The organism is Leptolyngbya sp. O-77, assembly GCF_001548395.1.
Lineage (GTDB): Bacteria > Cyanobacteriota > Cyanobacteriia > Elainellales > Elainellaceae > Thermoleptolyngbya.
The window spans coordinates 4,171,546-4,188,987 of the sequence record NZ_AP017367.1 but is presented as its reverse complement, the minus strand read 5'-3'; the positions used below and the strand labels follow the sequence as shown (position 1 = coordinate 4,188,987).

The 17,442-nt window shown below is 57.6% G+C and carries 12 protein-coding genes; 5 read left to right on the top strand and 7 right to left on the bottom strand.

The features are described 5' to 3' along the window. Positions 1-21: 21 nt before the first annotated feature. Positions 22-1,062 carry a class II fructose-bisphosphatase gene (gene glpX, locus O77CONTIG1_RS17730; protein ID WP_068513255.1) on the bottom strand — a complete coding sequence of 347 codons (1,041 nt, stop codon included), beginning with the start codon at positions 1,060-1,062 and terminating at the stop codon, positions 22-24. 163 nt (positions 1,063-1,225) lie between these two features. On the opposite strand from glpX, the gene O77CONTIG1_RS17725 reads away from it, so the two are divergent. Next, positions 1,226-1,420 carry a PCP reductase family protein gene (locus tag O77CONTIG1_RS17725; RefSeq protein WP_286132389.1) on the top strand — a complete coding sequence of 65 codons (195 nt, stop codon included), beginning with the start codon at positions 1,226-1,228 and terminating at the stop codon, positions 1,418-1,420. 136 nt (positions 1,421-1,556) lie between these two features. Then, on the top strand, positions 1,557-2,150 hold the full coding sequence (locus tag O77CONTIG1_RS17720; protein ID WP_068513252.1) for a hypothetical protein: 594 nt from the start codon (positions 1,557-1,559) through the stop codon (positions 2,148-2,150). Between the two features lie 15 nt (positions 2,151-2,165). On the opposite strand, the gene O77CONTIG1_RS28105 is transcribed toward O77CONTIG1_RS17720, so the two are convergent. Beyond that, complete coding sequence (locus O77CONTIG1_RS28105; RefSeq protein WP_068513249.1) at positions 2,166-5,759, bottom strand: DUF4912 domain-containing protein; 3,594 nt, start codon at positions 5,757-5,759, stop codon at positions 2,166-2,168. A 666-nt stretch (positions 5,760-6,425) separates the two neighbouring features. Then, on the bottom strand, positions 6,426-6,908 hold the full coding sequence (locus O77CONTIG1_RS17710) for a hypothetical protein (protein WP_156435433.1): 483 nt from the start codon (positions 6,906-6,908) through the stop codon (positions 6,426-6,428). 226 nt (positions 6,909-7,134) lie between these two features. Between O77CONTIG1_RS17710 and O77CONTIG1_RS23760 the strand changes: the two genes are divergently transcribed. Continuing rightward, positions 7,135-8,496: a TIGR04283 family arsenosugar biosynthesis glycosyltransferase gene (locus O77CONTIG1_RS23760; RefSeq protein WP_172799720.1), complete on the top strand. Its 1,362-nt coding sequence runs from the start codon at positions 7,135-7,137 to the stop codon at positions 8,494-8,496. 39 nt (positions 8,497-8,535) lie between these two features. On the opposite strand, the gene O77CONTIG1_RS17700 is transcribed toward O77CONTIG1_RS23760, so the two are convergent. The 4 genes from O77CONTIG1_RS17700 to O77CONTIG1_RS28100 all read right to left on the bottom strand — a co-directional run bounded on the left by O77CONTIG1_RS17700 (position 8,536) and on the right by O77CONTIG1_RS28100 (position 12,459). Further along, a complete protein-coding gene (locus O77CONTIG1_RS17700) occupies positions 8,536-9,516 on the bottom strand; it encodes a DUF1517 domain-containing protein (protein WP_315874827.1) in 981 nt (326 codons plus the stop codon). 267 nt (positions 9,517-9,783) lie between these two features. Next, entirely contained in the window at positions 9,784-9,990 is a 207-nt protein-coding gene (gene thiS / locus O77CONTIG1_RS17695; protein WP_068513238.1) for a sulfur carrier protein ThiS, read from the bottom strand. A gap of 81 nt (positions 9,991-10,071) precedes the next feature. Continuing rightward, positions 10,072-11,913: an ATP-binding protein gene (locus O77CONTIG1_RS17690; protein ID WP_068513235.1), complete on the bottom strand. Its 1,842-nt coding sequence runs from the start codon at positions 11,911-11,913 to the stop codon at positions 10,072-10,074. A gap of 153 nt (positions 11,914-12,066) precedes the next feature. Beyond that, positions 12,067-12,459, bottom strand: a complete 393-nt coding sequence (locus tag O77CONTIG1_RS28100) for a hypothetical protein (protein WP_286132387.1) — start codon at positions 12,457-12,459, stop codon at positions 12,067-12,069. 800 nt (positions 12,460-13,259) lie between these two features. Here O77CONTIG1_RS28100 and lepA point away from each other — a divergent pair. Together lepA and selD are read left to right on the top strand one after the other, a co-directional pair. After that, positions 13,260-15,065, top strand: a complete 1,806-nt coding sequence (gene lepA / locus O77CONTIG1_RS17680) for a translation elongation factor 4 (protein WP_068513232.1) — start codon at positions 13,260-13,262, stop codon at positions 15,063-15,065. Positions 15,066-15,067: 2 nt separating this feature from the next. Then, the gene (selD, locus tag O77CONTIG1_RS17675) at positions 15,068-17,431 is read left to right on the top strand and encodes a selenide, water dikinase SelD (protein ID WP_068513228.1); all 2,364 of its coding nucleotides are present in this window, start codon (positions 15,068-15,070) and stop codon (positions 17,429-17,431) included. Positions 17,432-17,442 lie beyond the last annotated feature (11 nt).

The window sequence follows — 17,442 nt, the reverse complement described above, 5'->3', positions numbered from 1 at the left end:
TGAGCGACGGGTATTTGCAGCTTAGTGCAGTTGCAAATGCTTGGTGTTGTCGCCCATGTGGATGGTGTCTACGAAGCGGGCGGTTTTGGACTGGGTGGAGATGACAAGACTTTGAGTCCGTGCGCCACCCTTAAAGAAGCGCACGCCTTCCATCAGCGTGCCGGAGGTGATGCCGCAAGCGGCGAACAGCACCGTGTTGCCCGATGCCAGTTCTTCACACTCATACACCCGATCGGGATCGGTGATGTTCATTTCCTTGAGGCGGGCGATGTTTTCCTCTAGGGTCTTGTTGGCCCATTCTTTGGTCATGACCACGGCGGGATCTGCAACGAGTTGCCCTTGGAAGTGACCGCCGAGGGCCCGCATCGCCGCCGCAGAAATTACGCCTTCGGGCGCAGCGCCAATGCCCATCAGCGCGTGGATATTGGTTCCTGAAAAGGCGCAGGAGATGGCGGCCGATACGTCGCCATCAGTGATCAAGCGGACACGTGCTCCAGCTTCGCGGATTTCTTTGATCAGCGCGTCGTGGCGATCGCGCTTCATCACCACCACCACGAGTTCGTCAATAGCCCGATCTAGACATTCTGCCAAGATCTTCAGGTTTTCAGTCGGAGACTTGCGGATATCGACTTTGCCTTTGGCGGCAGGAGGCGCAGCCAGCTTGTTCATATAAAAGTCGGGCGCGTTGAACAGGCCACCCTTTTCGGAAATCGCCAGCACTGCCATCGAACCGGGCTGACCGTAGGCGCAGAGGTTGGTGCCCTCACAGGGGTCAACGGCGATGTCGATTTCCAGCAGTTCGTCGGGGTTACAGAAGGCCGCCGCATCTTCTCGGGTGCAGATGCCCACTTCTTCGCCGATGTAGAGCATAGGCGCTTCGTCGCGCTCCCCTTCACCAATCACGATCCGTCCGCGCATATGGATTTTGTTCATCCGTTCGCGCATGGCTTCTACAGCGACCCGGTCGGCTTCGTTCTTATCCCCCTTGCCCATCAACCGAGCAGAGGCGATCGCCGCTTGCTCTACCACTTCGATAATTTCCAAACCGAGTGTACTTTCCACCGGATACCCTCCAAACTGCTTGATTTTTCGTCGTTTGAGCGACGTGTACCTCTTGTCAAAAGTGTATCAGACAAGGGGATCGGGATTTAGGGATCAGATTTTAGGGATCAGGTGACCCTGCAAATCCACCCACCCGATGCGCCTAAACTAGAAGGGCAGAACAATGCAGGTGGAACCCATTTCTATGAGTAGCGCGATCGCCTGGACTCCTGAAGCCGAGGCCCGTTTGAAGGAAATTCCCTTTTTTGTGCGTCCGGCCGCTCGCAAAAAGATCGAGAAATTTGCTGAAGAGGCCGGCATGACGCAGATCACCGAAGAGGTCTACGAACAGGCCAAAGCAAAGTTTGGCTCGAAGTAGCGTCTTGAAGGTGCAACATCGTCTGAACTTGGTCTGAACTTGCGGAGATCTGCAAGTTTCAGTTTTAGTAACTCAACGACTCCGAAGCAAGCGGGAACTTAAGGTAGCAGTATTGAGTTTCTGTGAGGGTTTCGGGATGAAAACTCGGCCATTGACAGTTGGTGTTGTAGGACTGTGTCTGGCGATCGCCAGCGCCGCGATCGCTGAGCCACCTGCTCCCTTATCTACTGCTCAAATATCTATTGCTCAAGATGGTTCGGTTCCGACCAGTCCAACCAGTCAGACTAGCACGCCCCTAGTCACGGTTCGCCGCGAGGGTGGCTTCTGCTATCCGCCAGGCTGCTTTTCAGAAGTCACCATTTACCAGGATGGCAGCTACCGCTATGCCAACAGCGTCGACGATCGCGCCACCGGACGCATCCGCCGAGGAACCCTGCAACAACTGCGATCGCGCATTGCCCGCGCCGATTTTGACCAGATCCGCAGCGAGGCAAATGTCCGCAATCCAATCCCAAACCTCTGCCTGCTGGCCGTTGATGGGCCAGAAGCCATCTATCGGTTTTACCCGAACGGAAAGACCGAAGAGATTCGCGGCTGCGAAACCGACATCGACCGCAGCAGCCGTCTATTTCAGCAGCTTGAACAGCTCTATGAGCGCGTCTCTGAGCAGACCGCCCAGGCAGCCCAGAATCAGAGACGGGGCGATCGCCCGCCCACAGGATCAAGCTGAACCCCCAGAGAAGCCCTAGTAGGGCTGATCCATCGCCTCGTCCTTTGTATTAGTGCGGCGTTCTGGTGTTTCCCGATTAAACCGCATGTGAACCGCGCGGGTCTGAACGCCGTCCGCCGCCACCGCCAAAATCGGGAAGTCCAACATGCCATCCTGAAACGACATCTGGAAGCGGAACGTACCGTCAGGATTCAGCTTCACAGGTCGCCCAGCAATGGTTACAGAAGCATCTGGTTCCGTCGCGCCGTAGATAATCAGCTCTGCATCTGCCACCAGCCAGAATTTCCGCGCCCGAATCGGCGGCATGGAACCAAAGAAGCCCACCCCAGACATGCCAATGCCAGAGAAATTGGGCACCCCAACCCCTGACAGACTGTAAATGCCAGCCCCCGACATAGTGTACAGACCCACACCGGACTCGGTGTACAGGCCCACACCCGACATCCGTGCATAGCTGATCGGCCCCGGATAGCCCATGCCCACGCCGGACATGCCCACACCCGACATGCTGTACATGCCCACGCCGGACATGCCCACACCCGACATGCTGTACATGCCCACGCCGGACATGCCCACACCCGACATGCTGTACATGCCCACGCCGGACATGCCCACACCCGACATGCTGTACATGCCCACGCCGGACATGCCCACACCCGACATGCTGTACATGCCCACGCCGGACATGCCCACACCCGACATGCTGTACATGCCCACGCCGGACATGCCCACACCCGACATGCTGTACATGCCCACGCCGGACATGCCCACACCCGACATGCTGTACATGCCCACGCCGGACATGCCCACGCCTGATTCGGTATATCGACCCACGCCTGATTCGGTGTACATGCCCACACCCGACATCGTGTAAAGTGCTCCGCCCGACTCGGTATAAAGTCCTGCGCCCGACATGGTATACATGCCCGCGCCGGACTCGGTGTATCGACCTAAGCCGGACATGCCCACGCCGGACATGCCCACACCCGATTCGGTATATCGACCCACACCCGACTCGGTGTATAGGCCCACGCCGGACTCAGTTTTCCCCGACCATTGACCCATTTCAGCCGAAAAGACAAATGAGCTAATGGCTGCGCCAGAGGCCTGCATGGAACTCAGCGCTGCCCCTGATTCTGAGTAGACGTAGCTGCTAATGGCTGCCCCAGAGGCCTGCATAGAACTGAGCGCTGCGCCCGATTCCATCTGATGGGAACCCTGCACCGAGGCCGGAACCTGCTGCATGGAGCCATAGAGCGAACCTGCCAGACGCATTGCCTCGGCAGACTCGGCCATGTCAAAAATCTCGTCGTAGATGGGGTTGCCCGTGTCTGCCACTCGTCGCCCGGGTGGAATCAGCCGCAGGAAGGTCTTGCCGCGCCGGTCTTCCTCCCAACCCAGCGTAATAAACTGATCCTCAAACCAGTCGGACGGGTAGATTGGCGGAATGCGAACCGCATTGGATCTTGCCAGAACCAGCCACATCCCGTCTGGTGTGAGATAGCCAATTTCAACCAAATAATCGCGATCGCTCACCGGAATGGGCAAATACCAGTCGCGGGCTAGCTCGTCACAGTCGTACTGCTGCACACTGTGGGGACGCTGGCTATTGGCATCAATATCGGTCACGTCGTATAGCCGCAGCGCCAGCCGCTGTCCGCCCTGACCTCGCAGTAGTGCCTTGTGTTGATCGGGCACATCCCAATAAGTGTAGGCCCACTGCGGATCGCGAGGCATCAGCACAATTCGGCTCTCGCCGTAGCCATCAGGCAAATCGGGTAGATTCGTGTCTACATCCGCCAGCCGCTCAGCCGACAGATCTGTTTGCCCCACGTCAAACTTTGCCGCTTCAACAGCAGACTGGTCATCTTCCTTGGCCAGCGCTGCCATCGCAGCCGCCCCTGCTGCCAGCGTTGCCCCCGTGCCCAAAGCCGCAGCAATCGGCGGCACAGTGGGGGTCTTTGGCTCTGGCGTTGCTACAACAGGTTCATCCACAGTAGATTCATCCACAGCAGATTTATCGATAACGGGTTCCACTGGGGTAGGCGCTGGAGCGGGTACTGTCGGAGAAACGGATACTGCTGGAGGCGGCACAATCGGAGCAACCACAGGCGGCACGACGGGGGTTACGACAGGTGCGGGAGCCGCTTCAGCCGCAGCCGAGATGCTGGGCACGCGCACCGAGTTGGATCGGGCCAGCTTGAGCCAGCGTCCGTCGCTGGTGGTGTAGCCAATTTCTGCAAGATAGTCGCGATCGCTCGCCATGATGGGCACATGCCGATCCTGGTCAGTTTCAGCCACGTCATATTCCTGAACGCTGTGGGCAGGCTGCCGATCGAGGTCAATATCCGTCACGTCGTAGATCCGCAGTTTCAAATCGCGTCCGCCTTGGCGCTTCAGATCTGCTTTATGAGCCTCTGGCGCTTCCCAATAGGCATAGGCATCTTCGGCATTGCGCGGGGTTAGCACAATCCGGCTGGCAGGAATCTGGCGGGGCGGCGCGACAGTCGGCACTGGGCGCAGCGGCGGCGCAACTGGAGCCACCGCCTCTCGCCGCCGAAATAGCCCTAGCAAGAAAGGCAAAGCTCCTAGCAGCAGCAGCGCCAGCCAGGGCAGCAGCCCTTCGGGTTGATTACTCCTCGGCGGCGGGGCGACGACTGCGGGCGCGGCATCCAGCACGGGACTGGGGGTGGCGGGCACTGGCGCGACCGGAGCCGCTGGCGCAACTGCGGTGGCTTCTTGTTCACGCGCCTCTTTTACCACTTCTTGACCGGGTTCCGAGGTTGCAAATCCTAAAAATGCCTGCACGGGAGGAGTCGGTGTGCCGCGATAGACGTAGCCCCTTGGCTGCGAAAAGGGATAGCGAGGATCGGTGGGCAAGGTCTGGTGCATGGGCACGATCTTTACGTCGCCTCGGTTCAATACCTGATTGGCGATCGCGTAGCTAATCCCATCCGTCCCAAGGGCCTGCACCACTGCTGCCGTGTCGTCTGTCGCAACTTGTTCAGCATTGCTACCCGTTTGAAAAGGCGCTTCCTGAAATACTGAATAATTACTAAGCGACTGGCGGGTGTCACTGAAGACCGGGCGATCGACAAAGCGAATTGGCCCAGGCGGCCCACCAACCTGCGACCAATCCGTAATTTCACCCCGGAAAATCTGAGCAAACTGCTCAAACGTCAGGTCGCCTGCAAAGGGGTTGCCTGCGCCCACAATGATGGCAATTTTTTCTCGGCTGAGAGGAACCTCTACCAATCCCTGATCCCGCTCTGCCTGGGTCAGGTCGCGCCCCACTGCCACCAGATCCAGATCTCCAGCCAGTAAGGCCTGTAGCGCCGCGTCTGTGCCGCCTGCGACAAGGTTGACCCGGGTGCCAGGGTAGCGCTCCTCAAAGCGGGCCTTCAGACTTTCATTAATCAGCGTCATGCTGGCAGAGCCGTCTATATTAACGGAGGTGTCTGCCGGAACGCTGGCGGGCAGCGGAAATTCTGGCGGCGTAGATTGTGCCAGCGTTGGAACTACCCACCGCAGTCCAAGCAAACCAGGAGCGCCGCCGAGGGCAACTAGCAGGACTAGCAGGGTAAAAGATGTTTCTGGATTTCGCAGCATTGTTGAGGGCAGCCTAGACGTGAGCAGAAATTTTTTAGGTTAATTTTTGCAAAAGACGTGTTAATTATATAGCCCTCTTTCTTATCAGAAGTTAATAAAGAAGACAATTTGAAGTAAAAATACTCATCAGGTGGGCGATCGCCCAGTTCCTTCCCATACAAGCGTTTCAGCCTTTGAGCAAGAGAAATCAAGGGATTCTCGTGCCGCCTCTGTTTCGCGGGGTACTAGACGAACCGACAAGTTTCCCTTAGTTTGTCGTATTTCTTTTGAGATGCATAGTCCACGCCGATTTTTGATAAGAATTGCCTATACAAGCAGCATCGCTGGATAAGCGATAGGCCTGAGCCTGGCAAGCGCCGGGAATCAGACTAAAAACTGTCGAGAAAACCTTTGCAGAACAAGCAAAAGCGCCACGCTGAACATATAACCGCGCGGCGCTTACATCATGACTTGCGGCAACATGGCTTGCTGCAACTCGTTTTGAAAACTGGCAGTTGATTGAAAACTGGCAATTGAGAACGGCTATCAGCCAGAATCAATCACAGGTAAATCAATTCACAGGCGAACTCATCACAGGCGAAACCTTCGCTTGCCCAGCTTTATCCAATCTCTTTCTGTCCAATCTCTTTTTGTCCAACCTGCTTTACCCGGACTGCTTCCAGGATGCTACCAGAGTCCTCGAACCGGGCCCGCTGGACGCGGCGCAGGCTGGGGATCTCCTGGAACGCCCTGGCTGAAGGGCGGAAACTGGGGGCCCGCAGGAATCGGCCGCAGAGGTTGAGAGGGAGGCAGCAGCAGCAGCGAGGTGTCAAAGGGATTGTTCAAGTCGGCAGTGCGGATGGTGGGGCCGTCCAGGTTTTGCTGGTTTGAAGCGTCCACGTAGAGTCGATGCACCTGCCGCGCATCGGTGATGATGTTGTTTTCGGGGAAGGGGCCAAGGAACCAGGTGAAGGAGTTGACGATGCCCCGGTTGCCAAAGAAAGTGCCACTGGCACCATAGTAAGCGTCCTCAAACGCTTGCTGGAGTGTTTGGATGTCGTCTGCGCTGCGGGTTGAAGTGACAGTCTGGGCGATCGCCCCTGATCCTAGCGCCCCACCCGACGTTGCCAGGGTGAGCAGTCCAGCCAATATCTTAAACCTGAAGCCCATGGCAAATTCCCTCAAATTTTGTCCAACATCCTAGCTCATTTCAGAGTACAAACGACAAGTTTTTTCCAAAGCTCGATGGATGACGACCTAGACTGAGGAGGGATCGGGAGAATCTTTTCTATCTGGTCATTACAGCATTTCTCGCCTGCCTTTCTAGGAGACTCTTTGCCTCGCTATCTTGGCGATCGCCCCTTAACATTTCACCCCAAAATTGGAATTTTTAGCCGTGATTCTTGCCGATCATCTAATTCTTTTTTCGCGCTATCCTCAACCAGGAACCACGAAAACGCGCCTCATTCCGCATTTGGGAGAAACCAGAGCCGCCCAGCTTCAGCGACAGATGACCGCGCAGGTGCTGCGGCAAATCCGGCCCCTCCTGTATCCGACGGCGGAGAATTCGACCCGTCCTATTTCAGCAGAAATTTGGTTTTCGGGGGGCGAGGCAGCGCAAATGACAGACTGGCTGGGGTCGTCCTGGGCGCTATATCCGCAGCCGTCGGGAGACTTGGGCGATCGCCTGTTGAGTGCGGTGGAACGGGCGATCGCCACTGGAGCCGAGCGGGTGGTGGTGATTGGCGCAGACTGTCCCAGTGTGGATTCCGCGATTTTGCAGCAGGCGTTTACCGCGTTGCAGACCCATGACCTAGTGTTGGGGCCAGCCACCGATGGCGGCTATTATCTCATCGGGCTGCGGCAGCCGGTTGCAGATTTATTCAGGGGAATTGATTGGGGCACTGAGCGCGTGTTTGCCCAGACCATAGCGATCGCTCAAGCCCTTCATCTCTCTATAGCAACGCTTGACCCACTGACAGACATCGACACGGCTGCCGACTTGCCCGTGTGGGAAGCGCTGCGGGAGCAGGTGATTTCCGTGATCATTCCAACGCTGAATGAAGCCGCAGAATTGCCGAGCCTGCTGGAAACCCTATCGCCCTCTGGCACATTGGAAGTGATCGTGGCAGACGGCGGCAGCCAGGACGATACGCGGGCGATCGCCCAGCAACACGGCGCGACGGTCGTCCATTCCGCGCCTGGCCGCGCCCGCCAGATGAACGCCGGAGCCGCCGCCGCCACTGGCAAAACGCTGCTGTTTCTCCATGCCGATACGCGCCTGCCCAAAGATTTTTCTAATCTGGTGCAGCAAACCCTGTCCCAACCGGGCGTGGCGCTGGGGGCGTTTGACCTGTCGATTGACGGAACCTTGCCGGGATTGCGCTGGGTGGAGCGGGGGGTGCGCTGGCGATCGCGCTGGTTCAGCCTGCCCTACGGCGATCAGGCGCTATTTCTGCGAACAGACACCTTTTGGCAACTGGGCGGCTTTCCAGAGGTGCCGATTCTGGAAGATCTGAAGCTGGTGCGAAAGGCTCAGATGTTGGGCAAAGTGGCGATCGCCCCAGCAGTGGTATCGACTTCGGCGCGGCGGTGGGAAGCGCTGGGGGTGTGGCAGACGACACTGATCAATCAGGGCGTGCTGATCGCCGCTGGGTTGGGCGTGCCTCTAGAGAGAATTACTCGGTTCTATCGGCGATCGCGGTCAAAAAAATTGCTGCCAGCCCCCTTCAAAATTCGTAAAAAAAATAGGGATTGAAGGCTCAACCCCTAACGTATCCCATTATCTACAGGCTAGCTAGACCAATCTCAGATCAGCATACTCAGCGACTAGCTCATCTGACGAGAGGGTCTGACCCTCCACCTGGGGGGTCCAGAGAATTTCCAGCGCCAGCAGGCGATCGCTCGACACCGACCCCATCTGCGACAGCGCCCGACGCAGGTCATCCGTCGAGTTCACCACGGGCAGATCTAGCTTGCCCAGCGTCGCCGCCAGCAGCGTCACGACGATATATTCGCCCTGAGTCTGAATTTCCGTAGGCTGCTCGGTCGCCACCCGCTCACCCGTATCGACTGTAGCCAACGCCGCAGGAGCCGATTCTGCCTGCCGCAACTGGCGGTTGACATTCGACAGCGTTTCTTCGCTAAATTTGCTGCGCTCCGCCAGCGCCAGTCGATTAAACTGTGCCTCAGCCGCCTCCAGGCGATACTGTGCCGACTGCGTGCCGCCATAGACCCAATATTCGGGATGCCGCAGTAGCGCCAGCGTCGTTTCTTGCAGCGCCTCCGTCAGCCCTTCTTTGGAACCCGTATCCGCCGTTTTTGCCAGCCGATCTAGGTCTGCCTGCAAGCCGCGAGCGCCAGACAGCAGCCCTACTTGAACTTTGGACACCGAAACCGTGGGCGACACTGCGCCATAGCCCAGGTCGTCATAGCCATTCGCATCAGACTGCGCGGCTCGAACGCTCCGCACGATAAATGATGCAAGCGAGATAAAAATCAGAATGGTGAACAGGCTGCCTGCACCGCCTCCAAAGAAAATCGGCCCCCACACCAGCGGAAACCCAATGCCGCCGCCAGGATAACCACCAGGATAGTAGCCGCCACCGCCATAGGACGGAGCCGGACGGCTGGTATAGGTGCGGCTGGGCACGCTAAACCCGCCGCCGCCGATGCGGCCGCCGCTCCGACTTAGGGCCAGAGCGCTGCCCGCATTGCCAAATACTAACGTTGCAATCAGAGAGAAAACTACAAGCGGCCGAAGCAGAGGCCGCCACACTTGAGAAAAGAACCTTCGCATTGCCTCCAGCCCTCCTGTAAATGGTTGGGCAAAACCCGTGGGGCAGGCTGTGCAGTTTGCAGAGCTAAGATTTGCAGCGCTGACGTTGCAGAGCTTTAGAAAACGTTACACAGCCAATCGATATTTCTAATGTAACGCGCTCTGTTTCTAGACAGGGGCGGCTAGAGGCTGTTTTCAGGGGGGATGACCGTACTTGAAAAACCAGGGGCGATCGCCCGAAATTTTGACAGAGACCGCCTGCTTCTGTCAGCCGCCGCCGACAATGGTGACAATTTCCAGGCGATCGCCCGTCTGCATCACAGTCTGTTCCCAAAACTGGCGGTGCAAAATCTCGCCGTTATACTCCACTGCCACCAGACGCGGATTCATGCCCAGTTGCTCCAAAAACTGCGGCAGTGAGGTATCTGGCTCGCAGGTGCGGGGTTCGCCATTGACCTGAAGCGTAATCGACATAGCTTAACGATGAGATGAAAAACGACCCAGAAGATAGAGTTATGCTACCGCAGAGGGCTAGAAGCGATCGCCCGTCGATAGCTACTCCATCTCATCCAGGTCTGGATCTAAGTCAGTCAGGTATGCCAAATCCGCTAGATTCACGTCTTCCTCTTCGGACTGCCGGGCGACTAACACCGGATGCTGGTGGAGCGGCACAGTAAAGGTGACGGTAGACCCCAGCCCCTCGCCCAAGCTGTAGAAATTCACCTCACCCTTCATCGCTTCTACAAGCCTCTGGGAAATGGCCAGACCAAGCCCTGTGCCGCCATATTGCCGCGTCCGGGAACCGTCTACCTGGCTAAAGGACTGAAACAGGCGGTCTTGCTTCTCTAGCGAAACGCCAATGCCTGTATCGGCGACGCTAATCTTGGCATAGCCTTTGTCTTGGTCAGACTGGCGGGGCAGGATGTCGGTGGTAACGGTGATGCCGCCTTCGTGGGTGAACTTGATGGCGTTGCCCAACAGGTTCAGAAGCACCTGGCGGAGGCGCTGATAGTTGCCGTTTAGGATGATTGGATCTCGCGTCTCGGGTTTGCAGATTCTAAAGCTCAGGTGCTTGTGTTCGGCCTGCGGACGGATAAAGCGTTCCACATCGTCCATCAGGTCATCGAGCTTGACCGGGTTAATCTCGATTTCGAGCTTGCCTGCTTCGATTTTGGCAATGTCCAGGATGTCATTGATGATATCGTTCAGGTTTACCGCTGAGCGGTAGGCTTCTTCGATGAACTCGCCCTGTTCTTCGGGATCATCCGCCATGCCGTCTACGATGAGTTTGAGGAAGCCAATCATGCCGTTGAGCGGGGTGCGTAGCTCGTGGGACGTGTTCGCCAAAAACTCGCTCTTGAGGCGGGAGGCTTCTTCGGCCTGGCGGCGGCTCTCTTCGAGGTCGTGATACTGCTGCATCAGTCGCTCGGCTTGGCGGCGGCTCGTTGCGTACAGACTAGCATGGGCCAGCCCCGTTCCAATCTGCTCTGCAAATTCCTGAACTAGCTCGATTTCGGACTGTCTCCACACCTGAGCTTCATCGTCTTGATACAGCACGAGGAGTCCGTTGGGCTGGCCGTCGTGGCAGGTGGCGATCGCCAAAATTGCCATCTCCCTGCCGCTTTCTTGATCAATCTGCGTGGTGCTAACGGGTTGGAGCGTGGAAACGGCCTGCTGCAAGTAGGGAAAGTGCGGTAAATCTAGCATTTGCCCGACGCAATCCACCACCCCATCTTGCCGATAGTCTGCCATGATCTGCGCTTTTCCCTCTTCAGCGGGGTAAGCACACACCCAACAGCGACTCAGGTTGAGCGTTTCACCCAGTCCACTGGCGGTTTGCTGCCAGATGGTATCGAGGTCAAGCGTATGGCGGATATTCCAGGCAACGCGAGTCAGTGCCTTTTGATAAAAGATGGAGCCCCTGCCCCGGAGCGTGCTGAAGCAAGGGGGCGATTCTAGCAGCCGGTGGGCCTGGTCATCGGTGCAGGCATAGAGCAGATGCCCCGTGACGATGACTGCTGAAGGCAGCGCGTTGACTTGCAGAATGGGGCTGAGCGCGAGGTCAAAAACGAGATACTGCCCGCCACAGCGAAACAAGTAGGAAAACCCATCGGGGCTGCCCAAATCAAGCACCATACGAATCCGCTGCAAGTAGGGCGCAAGGGCGGCTGGCGCAAACTCGACTTCCTCAATCGGCCGACCCACCAGCTCTGTGGAACCTAGTCCGTAACGAGCTGCGTCCTTCCAGGAGAAGGAGAGGTAGGTTCCCACAGCGTCTTGTATGAAGATGAGATCACCAATGGAGGGCGGTTTCTGGAGCGGGCCGCCGGGTCGCCTAGCAATCCCTACATCTGTCGGGCCAACGACAGAACTAGAAGAATCTTCAGACAAGGTCATCAGCGTGCATCGGAGACAGTGAGTTCAAACGAGTTCAAACGCGCAAAATGTTCTTGGAATCAGGTTCAGCAAGTATCTTCGCCTAACGTAGCCTGTCGCAGAGGCTATCTGCAACGGCTTTTAAAGCAAATCCGTGATTCCTACAGCAGTTGGCTAGTCGTTCCATTCTCCACGGGGGGGAACGGGCGGATTGCGCTGGAGCGATCGCGTCAGGTCGTCGTCCCGCGAGGCTCCTCCCCGCAGCCATTGACGGACTGCAACTTCAATCACCTTGCTCGGATCGCTGGTGAGATGCCCAATCTGATTCAATAGCTCAGCGTCGATCTGGATTGACAAATCGACCTTGTTTCCAGCCGCCACTCTGGGGCTGACGGCGGGTGGCGGGTCTGTGGGGGCGATCGCCTCCTGAGTCGAACTCTGAACACCGGCCTGAGCCTTCACACCATCAGTCTTCACACCATCAGTCTTCACACCATCAGTCTTCACGCCATCAGTCTTCACGCCATCAGTTTTCGCCACATTAGATTCCACAACAGGGTCACTCATAGAATTGTCTTGCTCTCTCACCGTTCCGCAATGTGTTCCGTCGCTGATATCGCCTGGTTCGCCTATACAGACACCCTTCCAGGATGAGAATCTACCGACTTACAGTAAATTCTGCCCTAAATCGTTTTGTACAGGGAATCTAATGTTGTGAGTTGTGAACTTAATGGCTTGAATTGTAAATCTTGAGTCGTAAAGCTTGATGTAGAGCTTGGTGTAAATCTCGGTTTAGATTTTGAGTCTTGGCGATGGCAAGCCGCAGAGGAAGCGGCGTTTCGTCTGGCTTCTAGCAAGAGTCTTTCGCAAGCGAGAGCGTTTGTATCCAGAAAAGTCCCCTATGGTCAAGCCCCCTTGATAGTTCTGGAACAACCATCTACTCCGCTCAAGACCTGTTTACTACACCTCTATTGCACCCGACTCCAGAAAGCTGCACCCACTTTTCTAAGTGATGCTGGCTCTTAAAGATTCTGGTTCTTAAACGAGGGGCGATCGCCCTTCTTCCCAAGCACCCCTGAATTAAACTGCCTACAAAGGCTACTGTCTCTACAGGCCGCCTTGCAGCGTAAAACAATAAACAATACGCTACAACTTGACCTATCTTGATCTATTTACAAATCATAGGTCATCTGGTTCCTCCCAACTGCGGCGAAACCCAAGACGACTCAAGGGACTGCCGATGCGTCCGGCAGAGAGAAGCATTACAATATCTTAAGCGGTATGCCTTAAGGGCGATTCACTGCCTGGTTTCTCTTGCGGTTCCTCTAAGCATTGCCGCCCCTTTTACCCCTTGATGCCTTGCGTCTATGACCGACGTTCCCGTCTCCAACATCCGCAACTTTTCCATCATTGCCCACATCGACCACGGCAAGTCCACGCTGGCCGACCGCTTGCTGCAAACGACGGGCACGGTTAGCAATCGAGAAATGAAGGAGCAATTTCTCGACAATATGGATCTGGAGCGAGAGCGCGGCATCACGATTAAGCTTCAAGCCGCCCGGATGAACTATCGCGGCGAAGATGGTCAGGACTACGTGCTAAACCTGATCGACACGCCGGGGCACGTAGACTTTTCCTATGAGGTGTCGCGCTCTCTGGCTGCCTGCGAAGGGGCGCTGCTGGTGGTGGATGCGTCGCAGGGCGTTGAAGCGCAAACTCTGGCAAATGTGTACTTGGCGCTGGAGCATAATCTGGAAATCATTCCGGTGCTAAATAAAATCGACCTGCCGGGGGCAGAGCCAGATCGGGTCAAGGGAGAAATCGAAGAAATTATCGGGCTGGATTGCAGCAGCGCGATTCTCGCCTCGGCAAAAGAAGGCATTGGCATCAGCGAGATTCTAGAATCTATAGTGCATCTGGTGCCACCACCCCGCGACACGGTGCAGGAGCCGCTGCGGGCGTTGATTTTCGACAGCTACTACGATTCCTATCGCGGGGTGATTGTGTACTTCCGAGTGATGGACGGGACGCTGAAGAAGGGCGATCGCATCCGACTGATGGCTTCCCGCAAAGAGTACCAAATCGACGAACTGGGTGTGCTGTCGCCCAACCAAATCCAGGTAGACGAACTGCACGCGGGCGAAGTGGGCTATCTGTCGGCTGCCATCAAAGCAGTAGCCGATGCGCGAGTGGGCGACACCATTACCCTGGCGACGGCTCCAGCCAAGGAACCGCTCCCTGGCTATACGGAAGCCAAGCCGATGGTGTTTTGCGGACTGTTCCCTACCGATGCCGATGAGTTTGAAGACCTGCGAGAAGCGCTCGAAAAACTGCGGCTGAACGACGCGGCACTGCAATACGAACCCGAAACCTCCAGCGCGATGGGCTTTGGATTCCGCTGTGGCTTTTTGGGGCTGCTGCACATGGAAATTGTGCAGGAACGACTGGAGCGCGAATACGACCTGGATCTGATTACCACGGCTCCATCGGTGATTTACAAGGTTCGCCTGCTAGATGGCAGCGAGGTCTATATCGACAACCCCAGCCACCTGCCCGATCCCCAAAAGCGCGAGGCGATTGAGGAACCCTACGTGCAGGTGGACATGATCACGCCGGAGGAATTCGTCGGCCCGCTGATGGAGCTGAGCCAGTCTCGCCGGGGCGTGTTCAAAGATATGAAATATCTGACCCAGGGGCGCACGACGCTGACCTATGAACTGCCGCTGGCGGAGGTGGTGACGGACTTTTTTGACCAAATGAAGTCGCGATCGCGCGGCTATGCCAGCATGGAATACCACCTCATCGGCTATCGCGAAAATCCCCTGGTGAAGCTGGATATCCTGATCAATGGCGACCCGGTTGACCCGCTAGCGACCATTGTTCACCGGGACAAGGCGTACTACGTGGGCAAGGCACTGGTGGAAAAGCTGAAGGAGTTGATTCCGCGCCACCAGTTCAAAATCCCGCTGCAAGCCGCCATCGGTAGCCGCGTGGTGGCCAGTGAACATATCCCGGCCTTGCGAAAAGACGTGCTGGCGAAGTGCTACGGCGGCGACATCAGCCGGAAGAAGAAACTGCTGCAAAAGCAAGCCAAGGGTAAGAAGCGCCTGAAGGCGATCGGCACGGTGGATGTGCCCCAGGAAGCCTTTATGGCAGTGCTGAAGCTGCAATAACCTTGGAAGCGCCCACGCCCATTACGCAAGACCTAGTGCTGATCGGGGGCGGACACAGCCACGCGATCGCCCTGCGGATGTGGGGCATGAACCCGATTCCTGGCGTGCGGCTGACGCTGATTACCGACGTGATGCACACGCCCTATTCGGGGATGCTGCCGGGATACGTGGCGGGGCTGTACGACTTCGACGAGTGCCACATTGACCTGCGACCGCTGGCGAATTTTGCCGGGGCGCGGCTGATTGGCGATCGCGCGATTGGGCTAGACCTGGCGCAAAATCGAGTCCTGTGTGCCCAACATCCGGCGATCGCCTTCGACTGGCTCTCCCTCGACATTGGCAGCACGCCCGCTGTGTCCACGGTTCCCGGTGCTGCGGAACACGCCATCCCTGTGAAGCCGATTTCGCAATTTTTGGCGCAGTGGGAGGCGATCGTTCAGCAGGTGTCCGAACAGCCCCAGAACCCTCTGCGGCTGGGCGTTGTGGGTGGCGGTGCGGGCGGCGTAGAGCTGGCGCTGAATGTGCAGGCGCGGCTGCGACGGGTTTTGCAGCAGGCGGGCCATCCCGACACGCCGCTAGAGATGCATCTGCTGCATCGCGGCCGCGAGATTTTGCCAGAGCGCAGCCCCGGAATGCGGCGCAAGATGCAGCAAATCCTGACTCAGCGCGGCATTCAGCTTCATTTGGGCGAAACGGTGGCAGCCGTGGAGCCGGACGGATTGCGCTGCGAGTCTGGACGCTGGATCGAGTGCGATCGCCCCTTCTGGGTGACGCAAGCTGCCGCCGCACCCTGGCTGAAGGAATCCGGCTTGGCAACCGACGATCGCGGCTTTGTGCAGGTCAACGATTGTCTGCAATCCACCTCCCATCCCCAGGTTTTCGCGGCGGGCGATGTCGCCACGATGGTTCACCATCCGCGACCCAAAGCGGGCGTGTTTGCCGTGCGCCAGGGCAAGCCCTTGTTTGAAAATCTGCAACGCGCCGTCCTGGGCAACCCGCTGAAGCCCTTCGTGCCACAAAAAGAGTTTTTGATTTTGGTAGGCCTGGGCGATCGCGCCGCCGTCGCCTCCCGCGGTCCGCTGCACCTCGGCCCCACCCCCTGGCTCTGGAACTGGAAAGATCGCATCGATCGCCGTTTCATGGAGAAGTTCTCGGACTTACCGGAGATGAGAGATGAGGGGTCAGGGGTTAGGGGTTGGGGGTTGAAGAACAAGACACGACCTTCTCTCCCTCTCCCCCTCCCTCCCTCTCCCCCTCTCTCCATTATCCCAACACCCCAACACCCCAACACTCCCCACTGCGCTGGCTGCGGCTCCAAAATCGGCAGCCAAACCCTCGACCGCGCACTAAAACGGGTGCAGGCGGAACTGCCGGAGCTGCGGCGGGAGGACGTGCTGCTGGGGCTGGATGCGCCGGATGATGCGGCGGTGGTGCAGATACCCGCTGGGCAGGTGCTAGTGCAAACGGTGGACTACTTTCGGGCGCTGGTGGATGATCCGTTCGTATTTGGACAGATTGCGGCGAACCATGCGCTGAGCGACCTGTTTGCGATGGGCGCGAGTCCCCAGAGTGCGCTGGCGATCGCCACGTTGCCCTACGCCACCGATGCCAAGCAGGAAGAAACCCTATTTCACCTGTTGGCGGGCGCGACCAAAACGCTCCACGCGGCTGGGGCCGTGCTGATTGGCGGGCATACCGTCGAAGGGGCAGAGCTGGCGCTAGGCTTTACCTGCAATGGACTGGCGGAACCGTCCCACCTGCTGCACAAGGGCGGCTTGCGACCGGGTGACGTGCTGATTTTGACGAAACCCCTGGGCACGGGCACGCTGTTTGCCGCAGACATGCAGCGGCAGGCGAAGGGCCGCTGGATCGAAGGGGCGATCGCCACGATGCTGCAATCGAACCAGGCAGCGGCGGCTATCTTTCGGGCGCATGGCGCTCACGCCTGCACAGATGTCACGGGCTTTGGGCTGCTGGGGCATCTGGTGGAAATGCTGCGGGCATCGGAGCCTGTGGGCGTACAGTTAAATCTGTCGGCACTGCCGCTGTTGCCCGGTGCAGCAGAAACGTTGCATCAGGGATTCCGCAGTTCCCTGCATCCACAAAACCTGGCGGCGGCCCGCTGGGTGCAGGATTGGGAGCAGGTGTCTCAGTTGCGCTCGTCCGAAATTCCAGCCGACATCCTGTTTGACCCACAAACCGCTGGCGGGCTGTTAGGCTGCGTGCCAGCAGAAACAGCCCCGGCTTGTCTGTCGGCACTTCACCAGGCTGGGTATACCGAAGCCAGAGCGATCGCCCGGGTTGTTCCTTCAGAGGGCGATGTTGCTCCGCAAGGCTGGAGCCAACGCTCTGTTCGGCTGATCTAGGCAAACAAGCC